Here is a 22,012-nt window from a genome sequence, read left to right on the forward strand (position 1 = left end):
GAACAATGATGTCTGCAAAGCTATGGGCTCCCGCCTTTACCGCTTGCGCATTAGCAACAAGTATTGCACTTGTTGGTTGTAGCAAAGATCCAAAGGATGCGCAGCAAGCTGCAGCAGCCCAAAAAATGCCACCGACTGAAGTCGGTGTCATTGTTGCTCAACCCCAGAGCGTAGAACAATCGGTGGAACTTTCAGGTCGGACCACGGCATTTGAAATTTCTGAAGTACGCCCACAAACCAGTGGCGTCATTCAAAAACGTCTTTTCACTGAAGGCAGTTATGTTCGTGAAGGACAAGCCTTGTATGAAATTGACTCGCGTACCAATCGTGCTGGCGTCGATAGTGCCCGTGCCGCACTGAATCGTCAACAAGCTAACTTGAATGTATTACGCGTTAAAGAAGGACGTTATCGTCAACTTGTCGGCACCAATGCCATTTCAAAACAAGAATATGATGATATTGCTGCACAAGTAAAACTGGCTGAAGCAGATTTGGCGGCAACACAAGCTGAACTTAAAAATGCCGAAATCAACCTCGGTTATTCAACTGTGCGTGCGCCAATTTCAGGTCAAACTAACCGTTCAACAGTTACTGTTGGTGCATTGGTTACGGGCAGTCAAGCCGATCCTTTGGTGACGATTCAGCGTTTAGATCCAATCTATATCGACATTAACCAGTCGAGTGCTGAATTATTGCGTTTACGTCAACAATTGAGCAAAGGCAGTTTAGACAGCAGCAACAATACCAAAGTCAAACTTAAGCTTGAAGATGGTAGCGACTACCCTGTTGAAGGCCGCCTTGCATTCTCTGATGCCAGTGTGAATCCGGAAACGGGTACCGTGACTTTACGTGCTGTATTCCCGAATCCGAATCATTTGTTGCTTCCGGGTATGTATGCCACTGCACAGATTGTGCAAGGTGTGATTCCAAATGCCATCTTGATTCCTCAAGCAGCAATTACCCGTACTCCGACTGGTCAAGCGATTGCCATGATTGTGAATGCTGAAGGTAAGGTTGAAATACGTCCTGTGGAAACTGCAGGTGTACAAGGTAAAGACTGGATCGTGACTTCTGGTTTAAAAACCGGTGAAAAAGTGATTGTTGATGGTGTTGCCAAGGTCAAAGAAGGTGCAACTGTGGTTGCCAAGCCTTATCAACCGGCCGCTGCCCCTCAAGGTGCAGGTCAACCTGCAGCAGAAGCCAATAAAGCCGCCCAACCTGCGCAGCAAGCACAACCAAAAACTGAACAAAAATCTACTTCAAATACATAAGGGGTAGACTAAATGGCTCACTTTTTTATTCATCGCCCGATTTTTGCATGGGTGATTGCATTGGTGATTATGCTGGCGGGTATTTTGACCCTTAGCAAAATGCCAATTGCACAATATCCAACCATTGCTCCACCAACGGTTAGCATTTCTGCAACTTATCCGGGTGCATCTGCTGAAACTGTAGAAAATACAGTGACCCAGATCATCGAGCAGCAAATGAATGGCCTGGATGGTTTGCGCTATATTTCTTCAAATAGTGCGGGTAATGGTCAAGCCTCCATTTCATTGAACTTTGAACAAGGGATCGATCCGGATATCGCTCAGGTTCAAGTACAGAACAAATTACAGTCGGCAACAGCGTTACTTCCTGAAGATGTACAGCGTCAGGGACTTCGAGTCACCAAGTCTGGTGCAAGCTTCTTGCAGGTTTTGGCTTTCTATTCACCTAATGGTGAATTGACTGATGCCGACATTAAAGACTATGTGAACTCGAATATTTCTGAACCGCTCAGCCGCGTTGCCGGTGTCGGTGAGGTTCAGGTCTTTGGTGGTTCATATGCAATGCGTATTTGGCTTGATCCTGCCAAACTAGCCAGCTACCAACTTTCTCCAAGTGATGTCGTTGCTGCCTTACGTACCCAAAATGCGCAAGTTGCGGTGGGACAATTGGGTGGTGCTCCTGCCGTTGAAGGTCAGGTTTTAAATGCGACCGTAAATGCGCAAAGCTTATTACAAACAGTAGATCAGTTCCGCGGAATTTATCTAAAGAGTGCTGGAACTGGGGCAAAAGTCACTTTGGGTGATGTTGCCAAAGTTGAATTAGGCTCGGACAACTATCAGTTTACCTCTAAATTTAATGGCAAGCCTGCGGGCGGTGTAGCGATTAAACTGGCCACTGGTGCCAATGCATTAGATACAGCAACTGCTGTAGAAGAACGTTTAGTACAGTTACGTAAAAATTATCCAACTGGTTTAAAAGATCAGCTGGCGTTTGATACAACACCATTTATCAAACTTTCAATTGAAAGTGTAGTTCACACTTTAATTGAGGCAATCATCCTTGTGTTCCTGGTGATGTTCCTGTTCTTGCAGAACTGGCGCGCAACCATTATTCCAACCATGGCAGTGCCTGTGGTGGTCTTGGGTACCTTTGCGATTATCAACTTGTTTGGCTTCTCAATTAACACCCTCACGATGTTTGCCATGGTTCTTGCCATTGGTCTACTGGTCGATGATGCAATTGTGGTGGTCGAAAACGTTGAACGTATTATGGTCGAAGAACACCTCGAGCCTGTTGAAGCGACTGAAAAGTCGATGACTCAGATCTCTGGTGCACTGATTGGTATTACCACGGTATTGTCTGCCGTATTCGTCCCAATGGCGTTCTTTAGCGGAACCACCGGGGTGATTTACCGCCAGTTCTCGATTACCTTGGTTACCGCAATGATTCTGTCACTGATTGTGGCATTAACATTCACTCCTGCACTGTGTGCAACATTGCTTAAACAGCATGATAAAAACAAAGAACAGAGCAATGGTTTCTTTGCCCGCTTCTTCCGTGGGTTTAATAGTCGTTTTGACCGCATGGCGCAAGGCTACCAAAACTGGGTTGGAAAACTGCTGATTCATAAATTCATTGCCGGCGCGATTTATGCGGTAGTGATTGTCGGTCTATTGTTCTTGTTCAAGAGCCTGCCAAGTTCATTCTTACCGGATGAAGACCAAGGTGTGGTGATGACGCTGGTTCAGCTTCCTCCAAATGCCACGCTTGACCGTACCGAAAAAGTCATTGATCAAATGACCGGCTTCTTTATGGAAGGTGAAAAAGCCAATGTCGACTCGGTATTCAGTGTCGCAGGCTTCTCTTTTACCGGTGTCGGTCAAAATGCCGGTCTAGCTTTCATTAAGCTGAAAGACTGGGAAGAACGTACCACTAAAGAATCTACTGTGGGTGCCATTATTCAACGTGGTATGGCGCTTAACGTGATTGCCAAAGATGCCTCTTATGTCATGCCTTTACAGCTTCCTGCAATGCCTGAACTGGGTGTTTCTGCAGGCTTTAACTTGATGTTGAAAGATGCTGCGGGTAATGGTCATGAAAAAATGCTGACCGCACGTAACATGATCTTGGGTATGGCTACACAAGATAAACGTCTTGCTGGTGTCCGTCCGAATGGTCAGGAAGATACGCCACAGTACAAGATCTATGTCGATAATGAAAAAGCCAGCGCTATGGGCGTCAGCATTGCAGAAATCAACAGCACCATGAGTATTGCATGGGGTGGTTCATACATTAATGACTTTATCGACCGTGGTCGGGTGAAGAAAGTTTATGTACAGGCTATTCCTGATGCACGAATGATGCCGGAAGATTTAAACAAATGGTATGTGCGTAGCACCACTGGTCAAATGGTTCCATTTTCATCCTTTGCGACCGGTGAATGGACCTATGGTTCACCACGTTTAGAGCGTTATAACGGTATTTCTTCAGTTAACATTCAGGGTACGCCTGCTCCGGGTGTCAGCTCGGGTGATGCGATGCTTGCCATGGAAGAAATCATCGCCAAATTGCCTGAAATGGGTATGAACGGTTTTGACTACGAATGGACAGGTTTATCTTTGGAAGAACGTGAATCTGGCTCTCAAACCTTTGGTCTATACGCACTTTCAATGTTAATCGTGTTCCTGTGCCTTGCAGCACTATATGAGAGCTGGTCTATTCCATTCTCAGTCATGCTGGTGATTCCATTAGGGATTGTCGGTGCAGTGGGCTTGACCTTCCTCGGCATGGTACTGTTAAAAGATCCGAACCTGTCGAATAACATTTACTTCCAGGTGGCAATTATTGCCGTGATTGGTTTGGCGGCAAAGAATGCGATCCTGATTGTAGAGTTCGCCAAGGAACTGCAAGAAGATAAAGGTGAACCTTTACTTGAAGCAACCTTGCATGCAGCAAAAATGCGTTTACGTCCGATTATCATGACTACCCTAGCCTTCGGTTTTGGTGTACTTCCTCTTGCCCTTTCTTCTGGTGCGGGTGCAGGTAGCCAGCACTCAGTCGGTTATGGTGTACTGGGTGGCGTAATCAGCTCGACTTTATTGGGTATTTTCTTTATTCCTGTATTCTATGTCTGGATTCGAAGTATCTTTAAATTTAAACCTAAAAAGCCAAATAATCAGGAGCAAACATCGTGATGCAAAAGGTATGGTCTGTTACAGGTCGTAGCATTGCGGTATCTGCACTTGCGCTTGCTTTGACAGCCTGTCAAAGCATGCGTGGGCCAGAGCCCGTCGCTCAAGCCAATATTCCAGAACAAGGTTATTTAACCAGTAACTCTGGTCCTTCCATTGCCGAACAGGGTTATAAGGACTTTTTTGCCGATCAGCGCCTATTACAGGTGCTCGATTTGGCATTGGCCAATAACCGTGATTTGCGTACTTCGACCTTGAATATTCAACGTGCGCAGCAACAGTATCAAATCACTCAGAACAATCAGCTTCCAACGATTGGTGCCAGCGGTAGTGTGCTCCGTCAAGACACGCTCAATACCAATGGTGCAATGACCAGTTACAATGTTGGTCTGGGCGTAACTGCCTATGAGCTGGATTTTTGGGGTCGTGTTCGTAGCTTAAAAGACAATGCTTTAGATACTTATCTAGCAACCTCAAGTGCACGTGATGCTACTCAAATTGCGCTCATAGGTCAGGTGGCTCAAGCTTGGTTGAACTATTCGTTTGCAAATGCAAATTTAAAACTTGCAGATCAAACCTTAAAAGCTCAACTTGAGTCTTATAACCTCAACAAAAAACGTTTCGATGTTGGAATCGACAGCGAAGTTCCTGTTCGTCAGGCACAGATTTCTGTAGAAACCGCGCGTAACGATGTTGCCAATTACAAGACTCAAATTGCACAAGCACAGAACTTGCTTAACCTGCTTGTAGGTCAACAGGTGCCTGCCAACTTGTTACCGACTCAACGCGTAACCCGTATTAGTCAGAACAATGCCCTTAATGCCGGTCTACCAAGTGATTTGCTGAACAACCGTCCGGATGTCCGTGCTGCCGAATACAGACTTTCTGCAGCGGGCGCAAATATCGCTGCGGCTAAAGCACGCTTGTTCCCGACCATTAGTTTGACCGGTAATGCGGGCTATGCGTCCACCAGCTTAAGTGACTTGTTTAAATCAGGCGGATTTGTTTGGTCATTAGGTCCAAGTATTGACCTTCCAATCTTCGATTGGGGTACACGTCAAGCCAACATCAAAATTTCAGAGACAGATCAGCAAATTGCGTTATCTGACTATGAAAAATCAATTCAGTCCGCTTTCCGCGAAGTGAATGATGCCTTGGCAGTACGTCAAAATATTGGTGACCGTATAGCTGCACAACGTCGTTTAGTTGATGCCACCAATACCACCTACCGACTTTCTAATGCCCGCTTCCGTGCCGGTATTGACAGTTACTTGACGGTATTGGATGCGCAACGTGCGTCTTATGCTGCTGAACAAGGATTATTGCTGCTTGAACAAGCCAACATGAATAACCAGGTTGAAGTCTACAAAACACTCGGTGGTGGTATTAAGGCCAACACCGGTGATGCCGTTCAACAGCAGCCCTCTACTGCGGAACGTAAAGCTGCAAACAGCACTCAATAATATTTAAGCATTGTAAAAAAGCCTGCACTATGCAGGCTTTTTTATTGCTTTTTAAAGCATGATTTCCTATCTTCAGTACAACTTCTTTTATTTGAATACTAAAAAATGCTTTTAAGTAATCTAGAATCTGTTCCGGGTCATACCATTATCCGCCAAATTGATGTGGTATATGGCAGCACCGTTCGCAGTAAACATGTGGGACGTGACCTACTTGCCGGCTTAAAAAATATTGTCGGTGGTGAACTTACAGCGTATACAGAACTACTTGAAGAGTCACGCCAGGAAGCCATGAGTCGTATGATTGAGAAAGCAAAATCAATCGGTGCAAACGCGGTGGTGGGTATCCGTTTCTCAACCTCAAATATTGCCCAAGGTGCTTCTGAACTTTTTGTTTATGGTACTGCGGTGGTAGTTGAACCAAATGCACAACACTTGCCTGACCCCTTCCCGGTTCAAGGCTAAGCCATGGATGCCTTGATATTAAAAATTGTCATCTTTGTGATTTTATTTGCCATAGGCTGGGGCTTCGGTCGCCATACCGAAAGAAAGCATTTAAATAAACTGGATGAACAAGAACATCGGCTGGCTTATATCACTCTGGATAATAGCCGCTTTAAAACTTCACCTCATGATGGGCAATTGGTGAGTAGCAATGTAGTGATCTCACATGATTACTTCAAATATGTGATTGCCAATATTCAGAACTTTTTCGGTGGACGTTTGACCAGTTATGAAAGTGTGGTTGAACGTGCTCGACGTGAAGCAATTGTGCGTTTAAAGCTGGAAGCGGAAAAAATGGGCGCGTCCCATATTATGGGCTTGCGTTTAAGCACCACTGAACTGGGCATGCAAGGCGGGATGGTCGAAGTGTTTGCTTATGGCACGGCAATCCAAGGTTAAGTAAATTGGAGAAAGCCACTCCTTTAAAAAGGTGACAAGCACAGCTACCTTAAGGGAGAGATTTTTTTCATTTCCTTCTCTCCTCTTTAATAAAAAAGAGAGAAAGAAAGTCCCCCCTTTTCAAAAGGTGAGCATCCTCGAAATATGTTTCGAGTGCGTAAGAGGGGGATTCTCATTTAAATAATAGATACTTTCCCTCTTTAATCCTCCCCAACCCTCCTTTAAAAAGAAGGGAGCTTTACTTACTTCACTTTCATCTTGCGAATCATTTTATAAAGTAGGGGTGGAGATAAACGTGAAACTAAAACGCCAAGTTTTTCTTTAGTACCACCAACGACAATATATTCTTCATCATTCAATAGAGATTTGACTACAGTTTTAGCAAATTCCTCAGGTTGCAAGCCATTTTCAATCGCTTCATCTTGATGGCCTTGTGCTTTGCCTTCGCCATTTAAGGCATTGAATGACACATTGGTTTTAACAAAACCGGGGAAAATAACCGAAACACCCACGCCTTTATCCGCCACTTCTGCTCTTAAGCTGTTTGCCCACATATGAATCGCGGCTTTGGCTGCCGAATAGCTGGCACGGTATTGCGTACCCAATAAACCTGCAACACTGGAAACAAATGCAATTCGACCTGATTTTTGTTTTAAGAAAGTCGGTAAAACGGTTTTAGTGAGAAATACCTGAGAAAAATAATCCACTTCCATAATGGCACGTTCAGTTTGCATGGTGGTGTCGGCAATTAAGGCGCGCTGACTTAAACCCGCATTATTGATCAGCCAATCAATACGCCCTTTTTGATTTAAAACTTGTTCATATGCATGGCGAACTTGATTTTCATCAGTAATATCGGCACTGATACAAATATGTCGATCTGGACTAACTAAACTTTGACGAACATTTTCCAGTTCATCCATACGACGAGCGGTGAGTACAATCTGTGCCCCTTGTGAGGCACATTCTTGTGCAAGTGCCTTACCCAAACCTGAAGATGCACCCGTAATCCATACCACTTTATTGTCTAAACTGCCCTGCTTCGCCATCTTGTTGTTCCTAATTGCACTTATAGATTGATAATGTGTTGATAGCTTAATGCATTGATACCTTATTAATGTTTTTGCTCGTGATTTAAAAACATCAGAAAATGATCAAAATAACGATGCGTCAGTTGCGAATCGTAGTGTGTACCCAGCCTTTCTAAACGCTTATAACCCATCTGTGTAGTCAAATGAATCACGCCATTTAAGGTTTTATCGACCACCAAATTGAATTTCAATATGTTTTTAGGTTCACGAACCAGACTGGTCACCCCTTGATCGACCAACTGGGTAAATGCTTTTAAGCCTGGCGAAACATAATGCGTATTGCCGTCTTTCATTTGCTCTACACATTCCAGCAATTCCACCACCAAGACATGATCCACACTATAAGAAATATAATTTTGACCATTTTTCTCATAGGCCCTATCTTTCAGATAATTTACCATCGGGACCAAGCGATCATTGCCAAAGAATGAAACCGACCATGGCATATATTTGCGTACGGTATCTAAAATTTGTTGGACCATTTTTTCGGATTCTCGATCAGCCGAAGTCGATAACCGCGCAATTTCACCAAAAACCTGATCAACAATTTCACAGGAAATATCGGCCAGCACCTCGCCTAAAGGCTTGGCTAAACTTTGAGTTTCACCTTGATTCAATTGCTGATGAATCTGCTGAAAACGCTGATGGGTTTCTCGGGTTAATTTTAAAGAAATTAAATAGTTCATAATAATGTCCTTTTTAGAATTGTTCTGCGACCAGTCATGCTGTTTTTATTCAAGTCTTATCATAAGATCATATTCAGTGTATGCCAATTGCATAAAGTTTGCATTTGGTGAACCTGCCTAATTCCATAATTTTTTTGCTACAATAGTCCTAATTTTTTATTCACTTTTGATCTGTTCTGACTATGACTGATTCTGCGCAAAATATTGCTACGACATACGATCCTACCGAGATCGAGAAAAAATGGTACCAAACCTGGGAAGAGAAAGGCTACTTTAAGCCGTCTCAGAAGGGCGAATCGTTCTGCATCATGATTCCGCCGCCAAACGTCACTGGTAGCTTGCACATGGGTCATGGTTTTAACAATGCCATTATGGATGCGTTAACCCGTTATAACCGTATGTCTGGCAAAAATACGCTTTGGCAGCCGGGGACTGACCATGCAGGTATCGCAACCCAAATGGTGGTAGAACGTCAATTGGCTGCACAAGATATCAGCCGTCATGATCTGGGCCGTGAAAAATTCATCGACAAAATTTGGGAATGGAAAGAGAAGTCTGGCGGTAACATTACCAACCAGATTCGCCGCTTGGGTTCATCTGTAGACTGGTCACGTGAACGTTTTACCATGGATGAAGGTTTATCCAATGCAGTAAAAGAAGTATTCGTACGTTTACATAAAGAAGGTTTGATTTACCGTGGTAAACGCCTGGTGAACTGGGATCCTAAACTGCAAACTGCCCTGTCTGACCTTGAAGTTGAATCAGTAGAAGAAAAAGGTTCACTCTGGCACTTTAAATATTTCTTTGAAGATAAAGACCTTCGCACCAAAGATGGCAATGACTTCCTTGTAGTTGCAACAACGCGTCCGGAAACCTTGCTCGGTGACTCGGCTGTTGCGGTACATCCTGAAGATGAACGTTATGCACATCTTGTCGGTAAAAATATCGTTCTGCCAATTTCAGGTCGTTTGGTTCCTGTGGTTGCTGACGAATATGTAGAAAAAGACTTCGGTACAGGCTGTGTAAAAATCACCCCTGCGCATGACTTCAATGACTATGAAGTGGGTAAACGTTGCAACTTGCCAATCATCAACATCCTCAATAAAAACGCTGAAGTATTGGCTGAGTTTGAATTTATTGCCAAAGCGGGCGAACAGATTTCTAAAACTATTCCTGCGCCTGCGGACTATATTGGTTTAGAACGTTTCGCTGCGCGTAAAAAACTGGTTGAACAAGCCGAAAGCGAGGGCTGGTTAGACCAAATTCAACCGTATGACTTGAAAGCACCTCGCGGTGACCGTTCAGGTGTCATCGTTGAGCCATTATTGACGGATCAATGGTATGTGAAAATTGCACCGCTGGCTGAGCCTGCAATTAAGGCGGTGAAAGATGGCGACATTAAATTCGTTCCAGAACAGTACAGCAACATGTATATGGCCTGGATGAACAACATTCAAGACTGGTGTATCTCGCGTCAATTGTGGTGGGGTCACCGCATTCCGGCTTGGTACGATGTAGATGGCAACATTTATGTGGGTCGTTCTGAGGCTGAAATACGCGCGGAAAATGGCATTGCTGCGGATGTTCAATTAACTCAAGATGAAGACGTTTTGGATACCTGGTTCTCGTCTGGTTTGTGGACATTCTCAACTTTAGGTTGGACTGGCGATGCCAAAAAAGATGCGGAAAACTATTTCCTCAATACCTTCCACCCAACTGATGTATTGGTGACTGGTTTCGACATCATCTTCTTCTGGGTTGCCCGCATGATCATGATGACCATGCACTTCATGAAAAATGAAGATGGCACGCCGCAAGTTCCGTTCAAAACTGTGTATGTACATGGTTTGGTACGTGATGGCGAAGGTCAGAAAATGTCTAAATCTAAAGGCAACGTGCTTGATCCTTTAGACCTGATTGACGGTGTAGATTTAGAAACTTTAGTACAAAAACGTACGACTGGTCTGATGAACCCGAAACAGGCAGCGAAGATTGAAAAATCAACCCGTAAAGAATTCCCAGAAGGCATTCAGTCTTACGGTACAGATGCAGTTCGTTTCACCTTCTGTGCACTTGCCAACACTGGTCGCGACATTAAGTTCGACATGAAACGTGTTGAAGGCTACCGTAACTTCTGTAACAAAATCTGGAACGGTACACGTTTCGTTCTGATGAATGTTGAAGGTCAAACCGTCGGTCAAACTGCACGTCCAGATCTTTGGGAATTGCCTGAACAATGGATCGTGAGCCGTTTACAAAAAGCGGAACTTGCAGTTCAACAAGCATTCGCCACCTACCGTTTAGACTTGGCTGCACAAGCAATTTACGAGTTCATCTGGAATGAATACTGTGACTGGTATGTCGAGCTAACTAAACCAGTTCTAAATGATGAAAATGTATCAATCGAGCGTAAAGCGGAAGTTCGTCGTGTATTGCTCGCGGTAATGGAAGCATCTTTACGTCTTGCACATCCAATCATGCCGTATTTGACTGAAGAAATTTGGCAAACCCTTGCCCCAATGATTGGTTTGGGCGGCGAAACCATTATGACTGCGGCTTACCCTGTTGCAGATCAAGCACTCATCAATGACCAGGCTGAAGCAGATATGCATTGGCTGCAAGGTTTGATTGGTGCGGTACGTAACATCCGTGGTGAAATGGGCTTAGGTAATGCGCGTTTACTTCCGGTGTTGATGCAAAACATTACTGATACTGAGGTTGCGCAAATTTCACGTATCGAACCTTTGTTTAAAGCATTGGCGAAAGTGGAAAGCATTACTTACCTGGCAGATGGCGAACAACCACCATTGTCGTCTTCATCTGTAGTCGGTCATGCGTCTGTATTTGTTCCAATGAAGGGTTTAATTGACCCTAAAGCGGAATTGGGTCGTTTGCAGAAAGACTTTGATAAAGTTCAAAAGCAACATGACCAAATTGCAGGCAAACTTGCAAATGAAGGTTTTGTTGCGAAAGCTCCTGTTGCTGTTGTTGAAGGCGAGAAAGTAAAACTTGCAGAATTTGCTGACCAGTTAGCGAAAATTAAAGCGAATATGGAGCAGATTGCGGCACTTTAATATGTTGTTAGTTTGATCTAATTTGTGTATAAAGGGCTGATTATTCAGCCCTTTATTAATTATGAAATTTAAATTTGCCAGTGATTTTATTAAAGAACGTTTTGGAAAAGTAACTTATAAAGACTTATTACTAGTTATTAACAGCTTAACTAAAAAATTTTTACGTGATAATAATTTTAAATATGATGAGTACCATGTAACAACTTTTCCATATACTTTCAGAATAGGTAATGAAAACCATTTAATTTCTACCGATATCTCACTAAATTTAATCGAATTACATAACTTAGAGTTTTCTTACTACCTAGAAAGTAGAGATGGTAGAAAAGGTGGATTTTACTTATATGGGTTAACTATAATTACAGCAATGGATGACAATGAAATTGAATTATTTGAAAAAAATAAAAAAAATCATTCAACCAATATATTAGGTATTTCTTTTCTAGATTTTCTATGCAGTTATTTCAATAGTGAAAATGAGTTTTATCTTTTTCTACAAAATATTTTTCAGAATAAAATTAATAACCTACTTCGAAGTGAGGACAATTGGAAAGAAAATAGAGAAAATAATATTAAAAATCTAAAAAACTCTATAAATAATCCAGAAAATTCATTTTCATTATTTTTAGGTGCTGGTGTTTCTCAAAGTATTGGCTTACCAAATTGGAATAACTTAATATCTAACTTACTATCTAATTTTTTATTAAAAAATACTATAAAAACAGATAATATAGAAGAAAATATCCAAATAATTTCATCTCTTTTTCAGTCTAGGAATATGAGTTCAGCTTTACTATCCGCTAGATACCTTAAACAAGCTTTTAAAATGGATGATAATAAATCCATCGGATTTTTAAAAGAAATCCATGATATCTTATATAAAGATAAACAAGCTAAATCCAAATTAATAGATAGCATAATTCAACTAATCAAATCTTTAAAAAATTTAGATTCAATTATTACCTATAACTTTGATGATATAATTGAACAATTCTTAAAATCTGAACGAATTCATCATACCTGTATTGACTCAGGCACATTACGTCCAATCAAAGGATATTTACCTATATATCATGTGCATGGCCTAATAGCCGAAAACAATTTCAACTCAAAAAATAATATTATATTTTCTGAAGAAAGTTATCATAATGTATATAATGAACCATACAATTGGTCAAACTTAACCCAATTAAATAAATTAAATAGTAATACTTGTATAATGATTGGCTTATCGCTAGAAGATCCTAATATAAGACGATTGTTTGATATTGCTAACAAAAATTTAACATCGCCTCAACATTTTGCATTCCTTAGCCGCTTTAACCAGAATAAATTATTTACAAATACTGAATATCAAGAAAACCTATCTCAGGACTTAAGCACATTATCTAATGATTTTTTAATCAAGCACCATAAAATCCAAGAAGAAATATTTAATGATTTAGGTATAAATATAATTTGGTATGAAAATAGGAACGAAGTCTACGAAATTATCAATAATATTATTAGTTAAAAAATTTAATTTTTAAAATTTCTATTTTTTGAAGTTCCCTCTTCTGAGCAAGTTTTAAAGCACTGCTTAAAAACGAAGCGCAAGTGAGGGTTAGGGAGAGGTCTGCTTTAATTCATGACATCTTCGCCACAAATCTTCTAACACCTCATCCGTCCGATTCAACACATCATTATTCCAATACCGCACTACTTTTATGCCTAAAGCTTCTAAGAAATTTGTCCGTTCAGCATCATATTCAATGGCATCATCCGTTCCATGCTGTCCACCATCTAGCTCGATTACTAAGCCAATTTCATGGCAGTAAAAATCCAAAATATATGGTGCAATCACATGCTGACGGCGAAATTTCAGATTCATTAAACGTTTAGCACGGAGTAATTGCCACATAAGATGTTCTGCATCTGTTGCGGAGTGACGCATGGATTTTGAGAATTCTAATAATTGGGGATCTAGCTTTTTGTTCATAGGATTTCGTTTTTATTATTTTTTCAAAAATAGCAAAAAATGCTCCATATCTTCAATCATTCTCTAATGAAGTTCCCTCTCCTTTCAGGAGAGGGTTAGGGAGAGGTGCTTTTGATTTTCTTTCTTTATAACTTCTTTCCTCACCCCGACCCTCTCCCAAAGGGAGAGGGAGAAAAGCCCTATAACGCCCCATCCCCCAACGACATCTCCAATCCTTTCACCCGACTCATATATTTGAGTCGTTCCTTTTCCCATTTCAGTTGCTGTTTAATGGCTGCGGTATCGGCATCAATTTGCTTATATAAGTCAGAAATTTGAACCTTTCCTTTGGACTTTTGCACAGCAATTTTGGCATGTTCTGACCAAACCAGTGAATCAATCATGTCATCTATTTGGCTATCGAGCTGCTGACTTTGCGCATCCAACGCCAATTTATAAAACTTGATTTGATCTGCACTTAAACCTTTTTGCGCTGTCCCTCTATTCTGCTCAATCTGAATTTGCAGTTTGAGCAAATAGAACAAATCCTGCTTCTCATAAGCGGCATTGGCATGTTGCAACATTTCTGTTTTTTCAATTTTTTTGATTTCGTCTTGCTCACGGTCAGGATGAATCACCGCTGCAATTTTCAAATAAACAGTTTTTAAAGATTGCTCTGCCATTTTCTCTGCTTGCTCGCGCTTCTCCTGCTGCTTTTTAAGTTTGGCTTGTTCTCGTTGCTGTTCGTACTGGGTACTGTCCCAATCATCGAAGCTATCAAACGCTGTTTCATCTGCATCTGATTCAGTGCTTACAAACCCAGAATCTGTTTCAACGAAAGGCTTTTTCTTGGTTTTCTTCGCGTTTATATGCTCTACATATTGCTGGTAGAAATTCTCAATTTCTTCGACTGTATTGGCTTGTTGCGCTGACAAGGCTTTTGAGTCTTTTAAGTATGCTGCAAGGTGTTGGATTTTTTCATCAAGCTGCACGACTTCCGCTTTTGAAAAATCACTGCCATGTAAGTGTTTCCACAATTGCTCAAGCTGCTGAAACAACACAGTGTGTAATTCGTTATAAACAGGCACAAGAGTTTGACGAGCGTATTGTTGAATATCGTTTTGTGCTTTTTCCCAAGTTGCCAAGTCTATTTTTTGCTGTTCAATTTTTTCAATCAGACGATTCAACTTTTTTTGTTGTGGAGAAAGCTCTGCATCTGGCTGAACAGTGGTTTTTAAATCGAAAGACATAACGAGGAAAAAAGCAAAAGAAAAACTATAGCAATATTCCTGTCTCAATGACAGATAAGAGCAAACAATGTAGAGCTAGGCAAAAGTTAAAAGTGCATATTTAGTTATTAGATTATTCATTTTTTTATTGCGTAATCCTGATTATTTTAAGTTCAGTAAGTTACTAAAATACTGGCAGTTCTTTACCTAAATATAAACATACACCCTGCTCTACTCAGGCATAGTATAAAAGAATGATGAACCAATAACAGGAAGGAACAACATACATGGATTGGGCCAGTATCTTTATTCATGACACCACATGGACATTTGCCGCAGAGATCACTATACGTGTAATTCTCATGTTTAGCATGATTATGATCTTTCTTCGCTTAACCGGGAAACGTGGTATTCGGCAACTGTCCATTTTCGAACTGGCGATTATTTTATCCCTCGGCTCCATTGCCGGTGACCCCATGTTCACGGAAGACCTGCCGCTGATTCAGGCGCTGCTGATCATGAGTATCGTGATTATTCTTTATCGCCTGACCACTTGGCTAATGATGAAATACCAGCCTTTTGAAGACTTGATCGAAGGAAAATCGCTATACATTGTGGAAGATGGCATGCTGGTTCTGGACAAAATTAAACTGGGTAAAATGTCACATGATGAATTCTTTGCTGAAATGCGTCAGCAAGGCATCGAACATTTGGGTCAGGTGCGTGCTGGCTTGCTGGAAACCGATGGCAAGTTTAGTATTTTACTTTTTAAGTCCGATGAAATACGTTACGGCCTGCCCCTTTTTCCAAAAAAATATAAGGAAGTTAAGCAGGTAGAATCAGAAACCTACTATGCCTGCATGTACTGCGGTTATGTCGATTATATTTCCAAGCCCGATCAGCAATGTTCACGTTGCAACTGTTGTCGTTGGGCCAAAGCGCTCAATAACCAGATATTAAGATAAATTGTCATGACATCTAAATAATTTTAGCTTTTGTTCAAATGAAGCTGTCTTAAACTTTAGTCGTGAGTTTGGAAATTAGATTCAGTCTGGCATGTTTTCTGCTGCAGTTAAAGTCACGTGCTATACAGCTTTTGTCCTAAAAACTGCTTATTTCCTCAATATTTATCATTAACAAATTCTGCCAAAATTTTGCTTGAGCAATTGTTCAAAACTCGCTTAAGATGAAATCTAATGTATTTATATACATAAAAGAAAACATCTTTTGCATAAAAAATGGTGGCGTTCCACCAACAACTTAGCACTTGATGATAATGAAATAAAAAAGGAGTTTTATAGATGACACATAAACGCAGCGTAACGTCCCTACTTTGTGCAAGTGCACTCATGCTTGGCCTAAGTGCTTGTAGTGATAATAAGGCTCCAGCATCGGGCGAAAAGGCGGCGGGAACCAGTACCGATGCTGCCACTTCAGGTACTCTCGATAAAATCAAAAAATCTGGCACCATTGTGCTGGGCTATCGCGATTCTTCTATTCCGTTCTCTTATATTGCAGACAATCCAAATCAACCGGTCGGTTATGCACATGACCTGCAATTAAAAGTGGTAGATGCTGTTAAACAAAAACTGAATATGCCGGACTTGAAAATTCGCTATAACCTGGTGACCAGTCAAAATCGTATTCCGCTGGTTTCAAATGGCACGGTCGATTTGGAATGTGGTTCAACCACCAACAACAAGGAACGTCAGCAACAAGTCGATTTCTCTATGGGTTTCTTTGAAGTCGGTTCTCGTCTGCTTACCGCCAAAAATTCTGGGGTGAAAGACTTTACTGATCTGAAAGGCAAAAAACTGGTAACGACTGCAGGAACAACCTCTGAGCGTTATATTCGTCAGCATCAGCAGGAGCTCGGGATTGGGGAAATTATTTCTGCCAAAGACCATGCTGAATCATTCTTGATGCTACAAAACGGACGCGCTGCTGCCTTTATGATGGATGACATCCTACTTGCCGGTGAAAAATCTAAAGCCGCTGATCCAAATAAGTGGGAAATTGTCGGGACAGCCCCAATTCACGAAATTTATGGCTGTATGCTGCGTAAAGGGGACACAGGCTTTAAACAAGTGGTCGATGATGCGATTAAAGCCACGTATAGTTCTGGTGAAATCAATAAAATGTACGAAAAATGGTTTCAGCAGCCGATTCCACCAAAAAATATTAATCTAAACTTCAAAATGTCAGATCAGCTTAAAGCGTTAATTGCTACACCGCACGATCGCGATCAATAAACTTTAAAACAACATACTTTCAAGGTCAGGTAAACATGGATTTTTACCTGATTCTTCGGTGGAGTCACTATGAATTATAGTTGGAATTGGAGTGTTTTGTGGCAATCCACAGGGGTCGGTGATAGTACCTATTTGCAATGGGTTTTAGTGGGTCTGGGCTGGTTGTTGGTGATTGCCCTTGTCGCATGGAGCATTGCCATGGTTTTGGGCAGTATTCTGGGCATCATGCGGACCTTGCCGAATAAAACTGCACGCGCCATTGGTACAGGCTATGTCACTATTTTCCGAAATATACCGTTGCTGATTCAATTATTTATCTGGTTTTACGTGGTTCCCAATTTTTTGCCAGCAGTTATTCGCGACTGGTGGATCAATGACCTGGGTGCCAATACCACAGCACTGATTTCAGCCAGTGTCGGCTTGGGTTTATTTACCGCTGCACGGGTCTGTGAACAGGTTCGTACAGGCATTGAAGCCTTACCGGTCGGACAGGTCAATGCCGGCTATGCCATGGGCTTTAGTACCGCTCAGTTATATCGCTATGTAATTTTACCGCAGTCCTTTCGTACCATTTTGCCACCGCTCAGTTCAGAGCTGACCAACTGTGTAAAAAACACTTCTGTTGCTTCACTGGTGGGAGTTGCAGAAATTATTTCCCAAATGAAAACCATCAGTGAATACACGCAAAATACCATTGAAATTTACACCATTGTAACCGTGATTTTCATTGTGATTAACGTCTGTTTAATCTCGGCGATGACCCTGTTGGAAAAACGCTTATATGTTCCCGGTTTAATTGCAGGAGGTAAATAATGGATTGGCTCTCTGCATTTTTAAATGACTTACAACTGTCTGGTCCTGCGTTATGGCATGGTTTTAGTATCACTTTAAAAGTGGTCTGTATTGCAACCGTGGGCGGAATTTTAATTGGCACCATCTTGGCGTTAATGCGTTTATCTTCCATTAAAGTGTTTAACTGGATTGCACAAGGCTATGTGAACCTGTTTCGTTCCATTCCCTTGCTGCTGGTATTGATGTGGTTCTACTTTGCGGTGCCTTTTATTTATACCGCAGTCACGGGGAATTACCTGACCATTGATACTGCCTTGGTCTCCAGTATTGTGGCCTTTATGCTGTTTGAAGCAGCGTACTTTTCTGAAATTGTACGTGCCGGCATTCAGTCGATTCCGCGTGGACAATCAGCCGCAGCTTCTGCTTTAGGCATGAGTTATGGGCAATCAATGCGACTCATCATCTTGCCGCAAGCCTTTCGTAAAATGACGCCGCTGCTGCTGCAACAAACCATTATCTTATTTCAGGATTCCACCATGGTCTATGCCATCGGTTTACTGGACTTTTTCAGAACCAACTATGTCCGTGGTGACCTGATGTCGTTGCTGACCCAGTACATTTTATTTGCAGGGTTGGTATATTTCACCATTAGTCTTTTGGCCACGTATGCTGTTAAAAAATTACAAAGAAGGTTACACGTATGAATGATAACAAAGTGATGATCGACATTCAGAACGTGAGTAAATGGTACGATAAATTTCAGGTACTCACAGATTGCACGACGCAAATTCGTCAAGGTGAAGTGGTGGTGGTCTGTGGTCCTTCGGGTTCGGGAAAATCGACCCTGATTAAAACAGTGAATGGTCTGGAAGCCTTCCAGCAAGGCAATATTGTGGTCGACGGCATTTCCATTAAAGACCCGAAAACCAATTTAAACCTATTGCGCAGTCGCGTCGGTATGGTGTTTCAGCATTTTGAACTGTTTCCTCATTTAACCATTACTGAAAATTTAACCATTGCCCAGATTAAAGTTTTGGGGCGTTCTGAAGCAGAAGCCAAGAAAAAGGGATTGGCTTATCTCGACCGTGTTGGACTGAGTGCTCAGGCCGATAAATTCCCGGCACAACTTTCCGGTGGACAGCAACAACGTGTTGCGATTGCCCGTGCCTTGAGTATGGATCCGATTGCCATGCTGTTTGATGAACCCACCTCCGCACTTGATCCTGAAATGATTACCGAAGTTTTAGATGTAATGGTGGGACTGGCCAAAGAAGGCATGACCATGATGTGTGTCACGCATGAAATGGGCTTTGCGCGTCAGGTGGCAAACCGGGTGATTTTTATGGATCAAGGGAAAATTGTGGAAGACTGTACTAAAGATGAATTCTTTAATACGAAGCGCGGCGAACGCGCTCAGCAATTCCTGGATAAAATTTTGCACTAAACATATAAACATTTTAAAAAGCAGATCTTATGATCTGCTTTTTTTATGGGAAAAAAATTATTCAAGCACCAAGCGTGCATTGGTCGGCTGTACAGGTCGGTTATTCGGATGTTCCAGCAAACTTGAAAATGCCTTGATTTGTTGTTTTGATGCTTGTTGAATATCTTTAAGCACAATCCAGCGCACCCCTTCTGAACACGGTGGCGTGGTTAGCGAACCATTAAAACGATAATAATCTAATTTTTCAGGTAAGAAGGCAGCAGCTAAATCTTGATGTTTCAACTGTACTGCATTGCCTGCTTTTTTCGGCAATTCTTTCCAGAGTTGTTTCAACTTTTTATTTTCCTGACCTTCATCAAACATGACAGCCACTACCGCTAACTCGCCTTGTTCAGTGGCATGCACCAAATGCATTTCCATGGCAAAGCTTTTTCCTTTAATGGTGTTTTCGCTTGGACTATGCAAATGAAATTGTTTCAGATGAAAAACTTTGTGCTCTAATTCAAGGGTACTACCCTCAGCAAAATTAATTTGCACGGTCCGATTATTATTGATAATCGTATCCGCTTTTGAGCTGTAACTTAATTTTAAAGCAGGCAGTTTTGCTGATATGGTTTGATCAATATTAATCGGTGCTTGATTTAGCCCTTCACAGGCTTGATATTCAGGTTTAATCTTGCCCCATTGTGCCGGTGCAGTCTGTTGTGCATAACTCCAGTCAAACTGGCTGCCTTCTGCTGCAAATGAATAATTAAAACTTACCAGTGCCACTACCGCAAGCATACTCCGCTTCATTTTTGAGCCCTAAAATATAATATAAAATGAGCACTTATCTTCTAGGGTTGCAACTGCGATATCAAAACTAAAGCTACCAATTCATTATAGGTTTTGTATCCAATATTAATTAATCATTCACCTGATTTAGAGTTAAAAATTAAGCTCAATTCATTTTTTATTTTATTTTTAGCTTCGGCTCTCTGCAATTGAATTCCGAATAAGAACGATTTTTTCATAATGCCCTATAATTGATTGTAAAATTATCTAAAATCGCTTCATCAAAATGCATTTTATTCTTTTAACTTGAAATTATTTTTAATATTTTAGATCAATACCCTTTGCCACTATTCAGTGCCATGAATTCAAAGTTAAAAACCAGAAAAAAGTAAACTAAAAATTTAACTTAATTATCATATATTTATTTATAATTTTAGAATAAAAAAGCGCACCATAATGAAACAAATATTGGTTACTAAAGCAACACTTTGCTTTATATCGAGTCTTGATCATTTTTTGGCATCAATGATCAAAATTTCCCTCTTTCAAACATCTTTCTCAAATTCTACGCCTCGATATACTGATCTTCTTTTTGTGAAAAACAGCACTAAAATGGGGCTAAAATATGCAAAATATAGATTTACTCTTTCTCCTTCTTGGTGCAGTTTTAGTTTTAGCCATGCATGCAGGTTTTGCATTTTTGGAGCTGGGTACAGTCCGACATAAAAATCAGGTCAATGCGCTGAGTAAAATTCTGACCGATTTTTCTATTTCAGCTATCGCCTATTTTTTTGTTGGCTACTATATTGCGTATGGACAACATTTTTTCCATATTGGTACGACCTTAGCTGCAGATCATGGCTATAACCTGATGCGCTGTTTCTTCCTGCTGACTTTTGCTGCGGCTATTCCTGCCATTATTTCTGGTGGTATTGCCGAACGTGCCAAAATGCGTTCCCAAGCGATTGCCACCTTATTATTGGTTGCCTTGATCTATCCTTTCTTTGAAGGCATTGCCTGGAATGGTAATTTAGGACTGCAAAAATGGTTAGCAAGCACATTTGGTGCAAGTTTTCATGACTTTGCCGGTTCTGTGGTGGTGCATGCCATGGGGGGATGGATTGCTTTAGTGGCGGTCCTTTTACTGGGTGCGCGTTATGGACGTTATAAAAAAGATGGCCGAGTAAGTGCACATCCCCCTTCTTCCATTCCTTTTCTGGCTTTGGGTTCCTGGATCTTAATCGTGGGCTGGTTTGGTTTTAACGTAATGAGTGCACAACGTCTGGATGCCATTTCAGGACTGGTGGCAATTAATTCGCTCATGGCGATGGTCGGTGGAACACTGGCTGCCAACTTTATGGGTAAAAATGACCCGGGCTTTTTACACAATGGTCCTTTGGCGGGCTTAGTGGCCATCTGTGCAGGTTCTGATGTGGTGCACCCGGTCGGAGCACTTATTATTGGAGCAGTTGCAGGGGTGATTTTCGTGAAACTCTTTACCTATACCCAAAATAAACTTAAAGTCGATGACGTCTTGGGGGTTTGGCCATTGCACGGCGTATGCGGAACATTTGGTGGCTTAGCCGTAGGTATTTTCGGACAACAATGGTTAGGCGGCCTAGGCAACGTTTCCATGATTTCGCAAATGATTGGTACATTTCTCGCAATCTGCATTGCACTTACTGGTGGCTTTCTGGTTTACGGTGCCCTTAAAATCACCATGGGTATCCGCTTATCCCAAGAAGATGAATTTCGTGGTGCGGACTTATCGATTCACAAAATTTCAGCCAATTCAGAAGACACCCTATTTTAAGGCTTAAATTTTAAACCTGACTTTTAAAACCTGAATTTTAAAACTTGATTACGATTTTCAGCGCGACTCAAAAG

General features: G+C 41.5%; 18 protein-coding genes. 13 read left to right on the forward strand and 5 right to left on the reverse strand.

The window, feature by feature from the left end; genetic code table 11:
- The first annotated feature begins 5 nt into the window (after window positions 1–5).
- The 5 genes from ACP69Y_RS06315 (at window position 6) to ACP69Y_RS06335 (ending at window position 6,826) form a co-directional block, all read left to right on the forward strand.
- Window positions 6–1,271 (forward strand): efflux RND transporter periplasmic adaptor subunit, encoded by a 1,266-nt coding sequence (locus ACP69Y_RS06315; protein WP_425917122.1) that lies wholly within the window; start codon window positions 6–8, stop codon window positions 1,269–1,271.
- Between the two features lie 12 nt (window positions 1,272–1,283).
- Entirely contained in the window at window positions 1,284–4,466 is a 3,183-nt protein-coding gene (locus tag ACP69Y_RS06320; protein WP_425917124.1) for an efflux RND transporter permease subunit, read from the forward strand.
- Window positions 4,466–5,926: a multidrug efflux RND transporter AdeIJK outer membrane channel subunit AdeK gene (gene adeK, locus ACP69Y_RS06325; RefSeq protein ID WP_425917281.1), complete on the forward strand. Its 1,461-nt coding sequence runs from the start codon at window positions 4,466–4,468 to the stop codon at window positions 5,924–5,926. The genes ACP69Y_RS06320 and adeK overlap by 1 nt, the downstream gene beginning before the upstream one ends.
- A 105-nt stretch (window positions 5,927–6,031) precedes the next feature.
- The gene (locus ACP69Y_RS06330) at window positions 6,032–6,388 is read left to right on the forward strand and encodes a YbjQ family protein (RefSeq protein ID WP_425917126.1); all 357 of its coding nucleotides are present in this window, start codon (window positions 6,032–6,034) and stop codon (window positions 6,386–6,388) included.
- Between the two features lie 3 nt (window positions 6,389–6,391).
- Window positions 6,392–6,826, forward strand: coding sequence for a YbjQ family protein (locus ACP69Y_RS06335; protein WP_425917128.1), 435 nt, complete (start codon window positions 6,392–6,394; stop codon window positions 6,824–6,826).
- A 242-nt stretch (window positions 6,827–7,068) separates the two neighbouring features.
- Here ACP69Y_RS06335 and ACP69Y_RS06340 read toward each other — a convergent pair whose 3' ends face one another.
- Both ACP69Y_RS06340 and ACP69Y_RS06345 read right to left on the reverse strand, forming a co-directional pair.
- Entirely contained in the window at window positions 7,069–7,875 is an 807-nt protein-coding gene (locus ACP69Y_RS06340; protein WP_425917129.1) for an SDR family oxidoreductase, read from the reverse strand.
- Window positions 7,876–7,940: 65 nt separating this feature from the next.
- Window positions 7,941–8,603 carry a hypothetical protein gene (locus tag ACP69Y_RS06345; protein ID WP_425917130.1) on the reverse strand — a complete coding sequence of 221 codons (663 nt, stop codon included), beginning with the start codon at window positions 8,601–8,603 and terminating at the stop codon, window positions 7,941–7,943.
- Between the two features lie 182 nt (window positions 8,604–8,785).
- On the opposite strand from ACP69Y_RS06345, the gene ACP69Y_RS06350 reads away from it, so the two are divergent.
- Entirely contained in the window at window positions 8,786–11,677 is a 2,892-nt protein-coding gene (locus ACP69Y_RS06350) for a valine--tRNA ligase (protein ID WP_425917132.1), read from the forward strand.
- 61 nt (window positions 11,678–11,738) lie between these two features.
- Window positions 11,739–13,190, forward strand: a complete 1,452-nt coding sequence (locus ACP69Y_RS06355) for an SIR2 family protein (protein WP_425917134.1) — start codon at window positions 11,739–11,741, stop codon at window positions 13,188–13,190.
- A 90-nt stretch (window positions 13,191–13,280) separates the two neighbouring features.
- Here the strand turns inward: ACP69Y_RS06355 and ACP69Y_RS06360 are convergent, their stop codons facing one another.
- Together ACP69Y_RS06360 and ACP69Y_RS06365 are read right to left on the reverse strand one after the other, a co-directional pair.
- Window positions 13,281–13,655 carry an endonuclease domain-containing protein gene (locus ACP69Y_RS06360; RefSeq protein ID WP_425917136.1) on the reverse strand — a complete coding sequence of 125 codons (375 nt, stop codon included), beginning with the start codon at window positions 13,653–13,655 and terminating at the stop codon, window positions 13,281–13,283.
- 179 nt (window positions 13,656–13,834) lie between these two features.
- Entirely contained in the window at window positions 13,835–14,884 is a 1,050-nt protein-coding gene (locus ACP69Y_RS06365) for a molecular chaperone DnaJ (RefSeq protein ID WP_425917138.1), read from the reverse strand.
- Window positions 14,885–15,150: 266 nt separating this feature from the next.
- On the opposite strand from ACP69Y_RS06365, the gene ACP69Y_RS06370 reads away from it, so the two are divergent.
- The 5 genes from ACP69Y_RS06370 (at window position 15,151) to ACP69Y_RS06390 (ending at window position 19,351) form a co-directional block, all read left to right on the forward strand.
- Window positions 15,151–15,828, forward strand: a complete 678-nt coding sequence (locus ACP69Y_RS06370) for a DUF421 domain-containing protein (RefSeq protein ID WP_425917140.1) — start codon at window positions 15,151–15,153, stop codon at window positions 15,826–15,828.
- A gap of 336 nt (window positions 15,829–16,164) precedes the next feature.
- Window positions 16,165–17,115, forward strand: a complete 951-nt coding sequence (locus tag ACP69Y_RS06375) for a transporter substrate-binding domain-containing protein (RefSeq protein WP_425917142.1) — start codon at window positions 16,165–16,167, stop codon at window positions 17,113–17,115.
- A 69-nt stretch (window positions 17,116–17,184) separates the two neighbouring features.
- On the forward strand, window positions 17,185–17,928 hold the full coding sequence (locus ACP69Y_RS06380; protein WP_425917144.1) for an amino acid ABC transporter permease: 744 nt from the start codon (window positions 17,185–17,187) through the stop codon (window positions 17,926–17,928).
- Window positions 17,928–18,611, forward strand: coding sequence for an ABC transporter permease subunit (locus ACP69Y_RS06385; protein ID WP_425917146.1), 684 nt, complete (start codon window positions 17,928–17,930; stop codon window positions 18,609–18,611). Before ACP69Y_RS06380 ends, ACP69Y_RS06385 begins: the two co-directional genes overlap by 1 nt.
- 14 nt (window positions 18,612–18,625) lie before the next feature.
- Window positions 18,626–19,351: an amino acid ABC transporter ATP-binding protein gene (locus ACP69Y_RS06390; protein WP_425917283.1), complete on the forward strand. Its 726-nt coding sequence runs from the start codon at window positions 18,626–18,628 to the stop codon at window positions 19,349–19,351.
- Window positions 19,352–19,408: 57 nt separating this feature from the next.
- On the opposite strand, the gene ACP69Y_RS06395 is transcribed toward ACP69Y_RS06390, so the two are convergent.
- The gene (locus ACP69Y_RS06395; protein WP_425917148.1) at window positions 19,409–20,146 is read right to left on the reverse strand and encodes a carbonic anhydrase; all 738 of its coding nucleotides are present in this window, start codon (window positions 20,144–20,146) and stop codon (window positions 19,409–19,411) included.
- A gap of 604 nt (window positions 20,147–20,750) precedes the next feature.
- Between ACP69Y_RS06395 and ACP69Y_RS06400 the strand changes: the two genes are divergently transcribed.
- Complete coding sequence (locus ACP69Y_RS06400; RefSeq protein WP_425917150.1) at window positions 20,751–21,938, forward strand: ammonium transporter; 1,188 nt, start codon at window positions 20,751–20,753, stop codon at window positions 21,936–21,938.
- The last annotated feature ends 74 nt before the right edge of the window (window positions 21,939–22,012 follow it).

Origin of the sequence: Acinetobacter sp. TSRC1-2, assembly GCF_049895885.1 — a bacterium.
In the GTDB taxonomy this organism is placed as follows: Bacteria; Pseudomonadota; Gammaproteobacteria; order Pseudomonadales; family Moraxellaceae; genus Acinetobacter.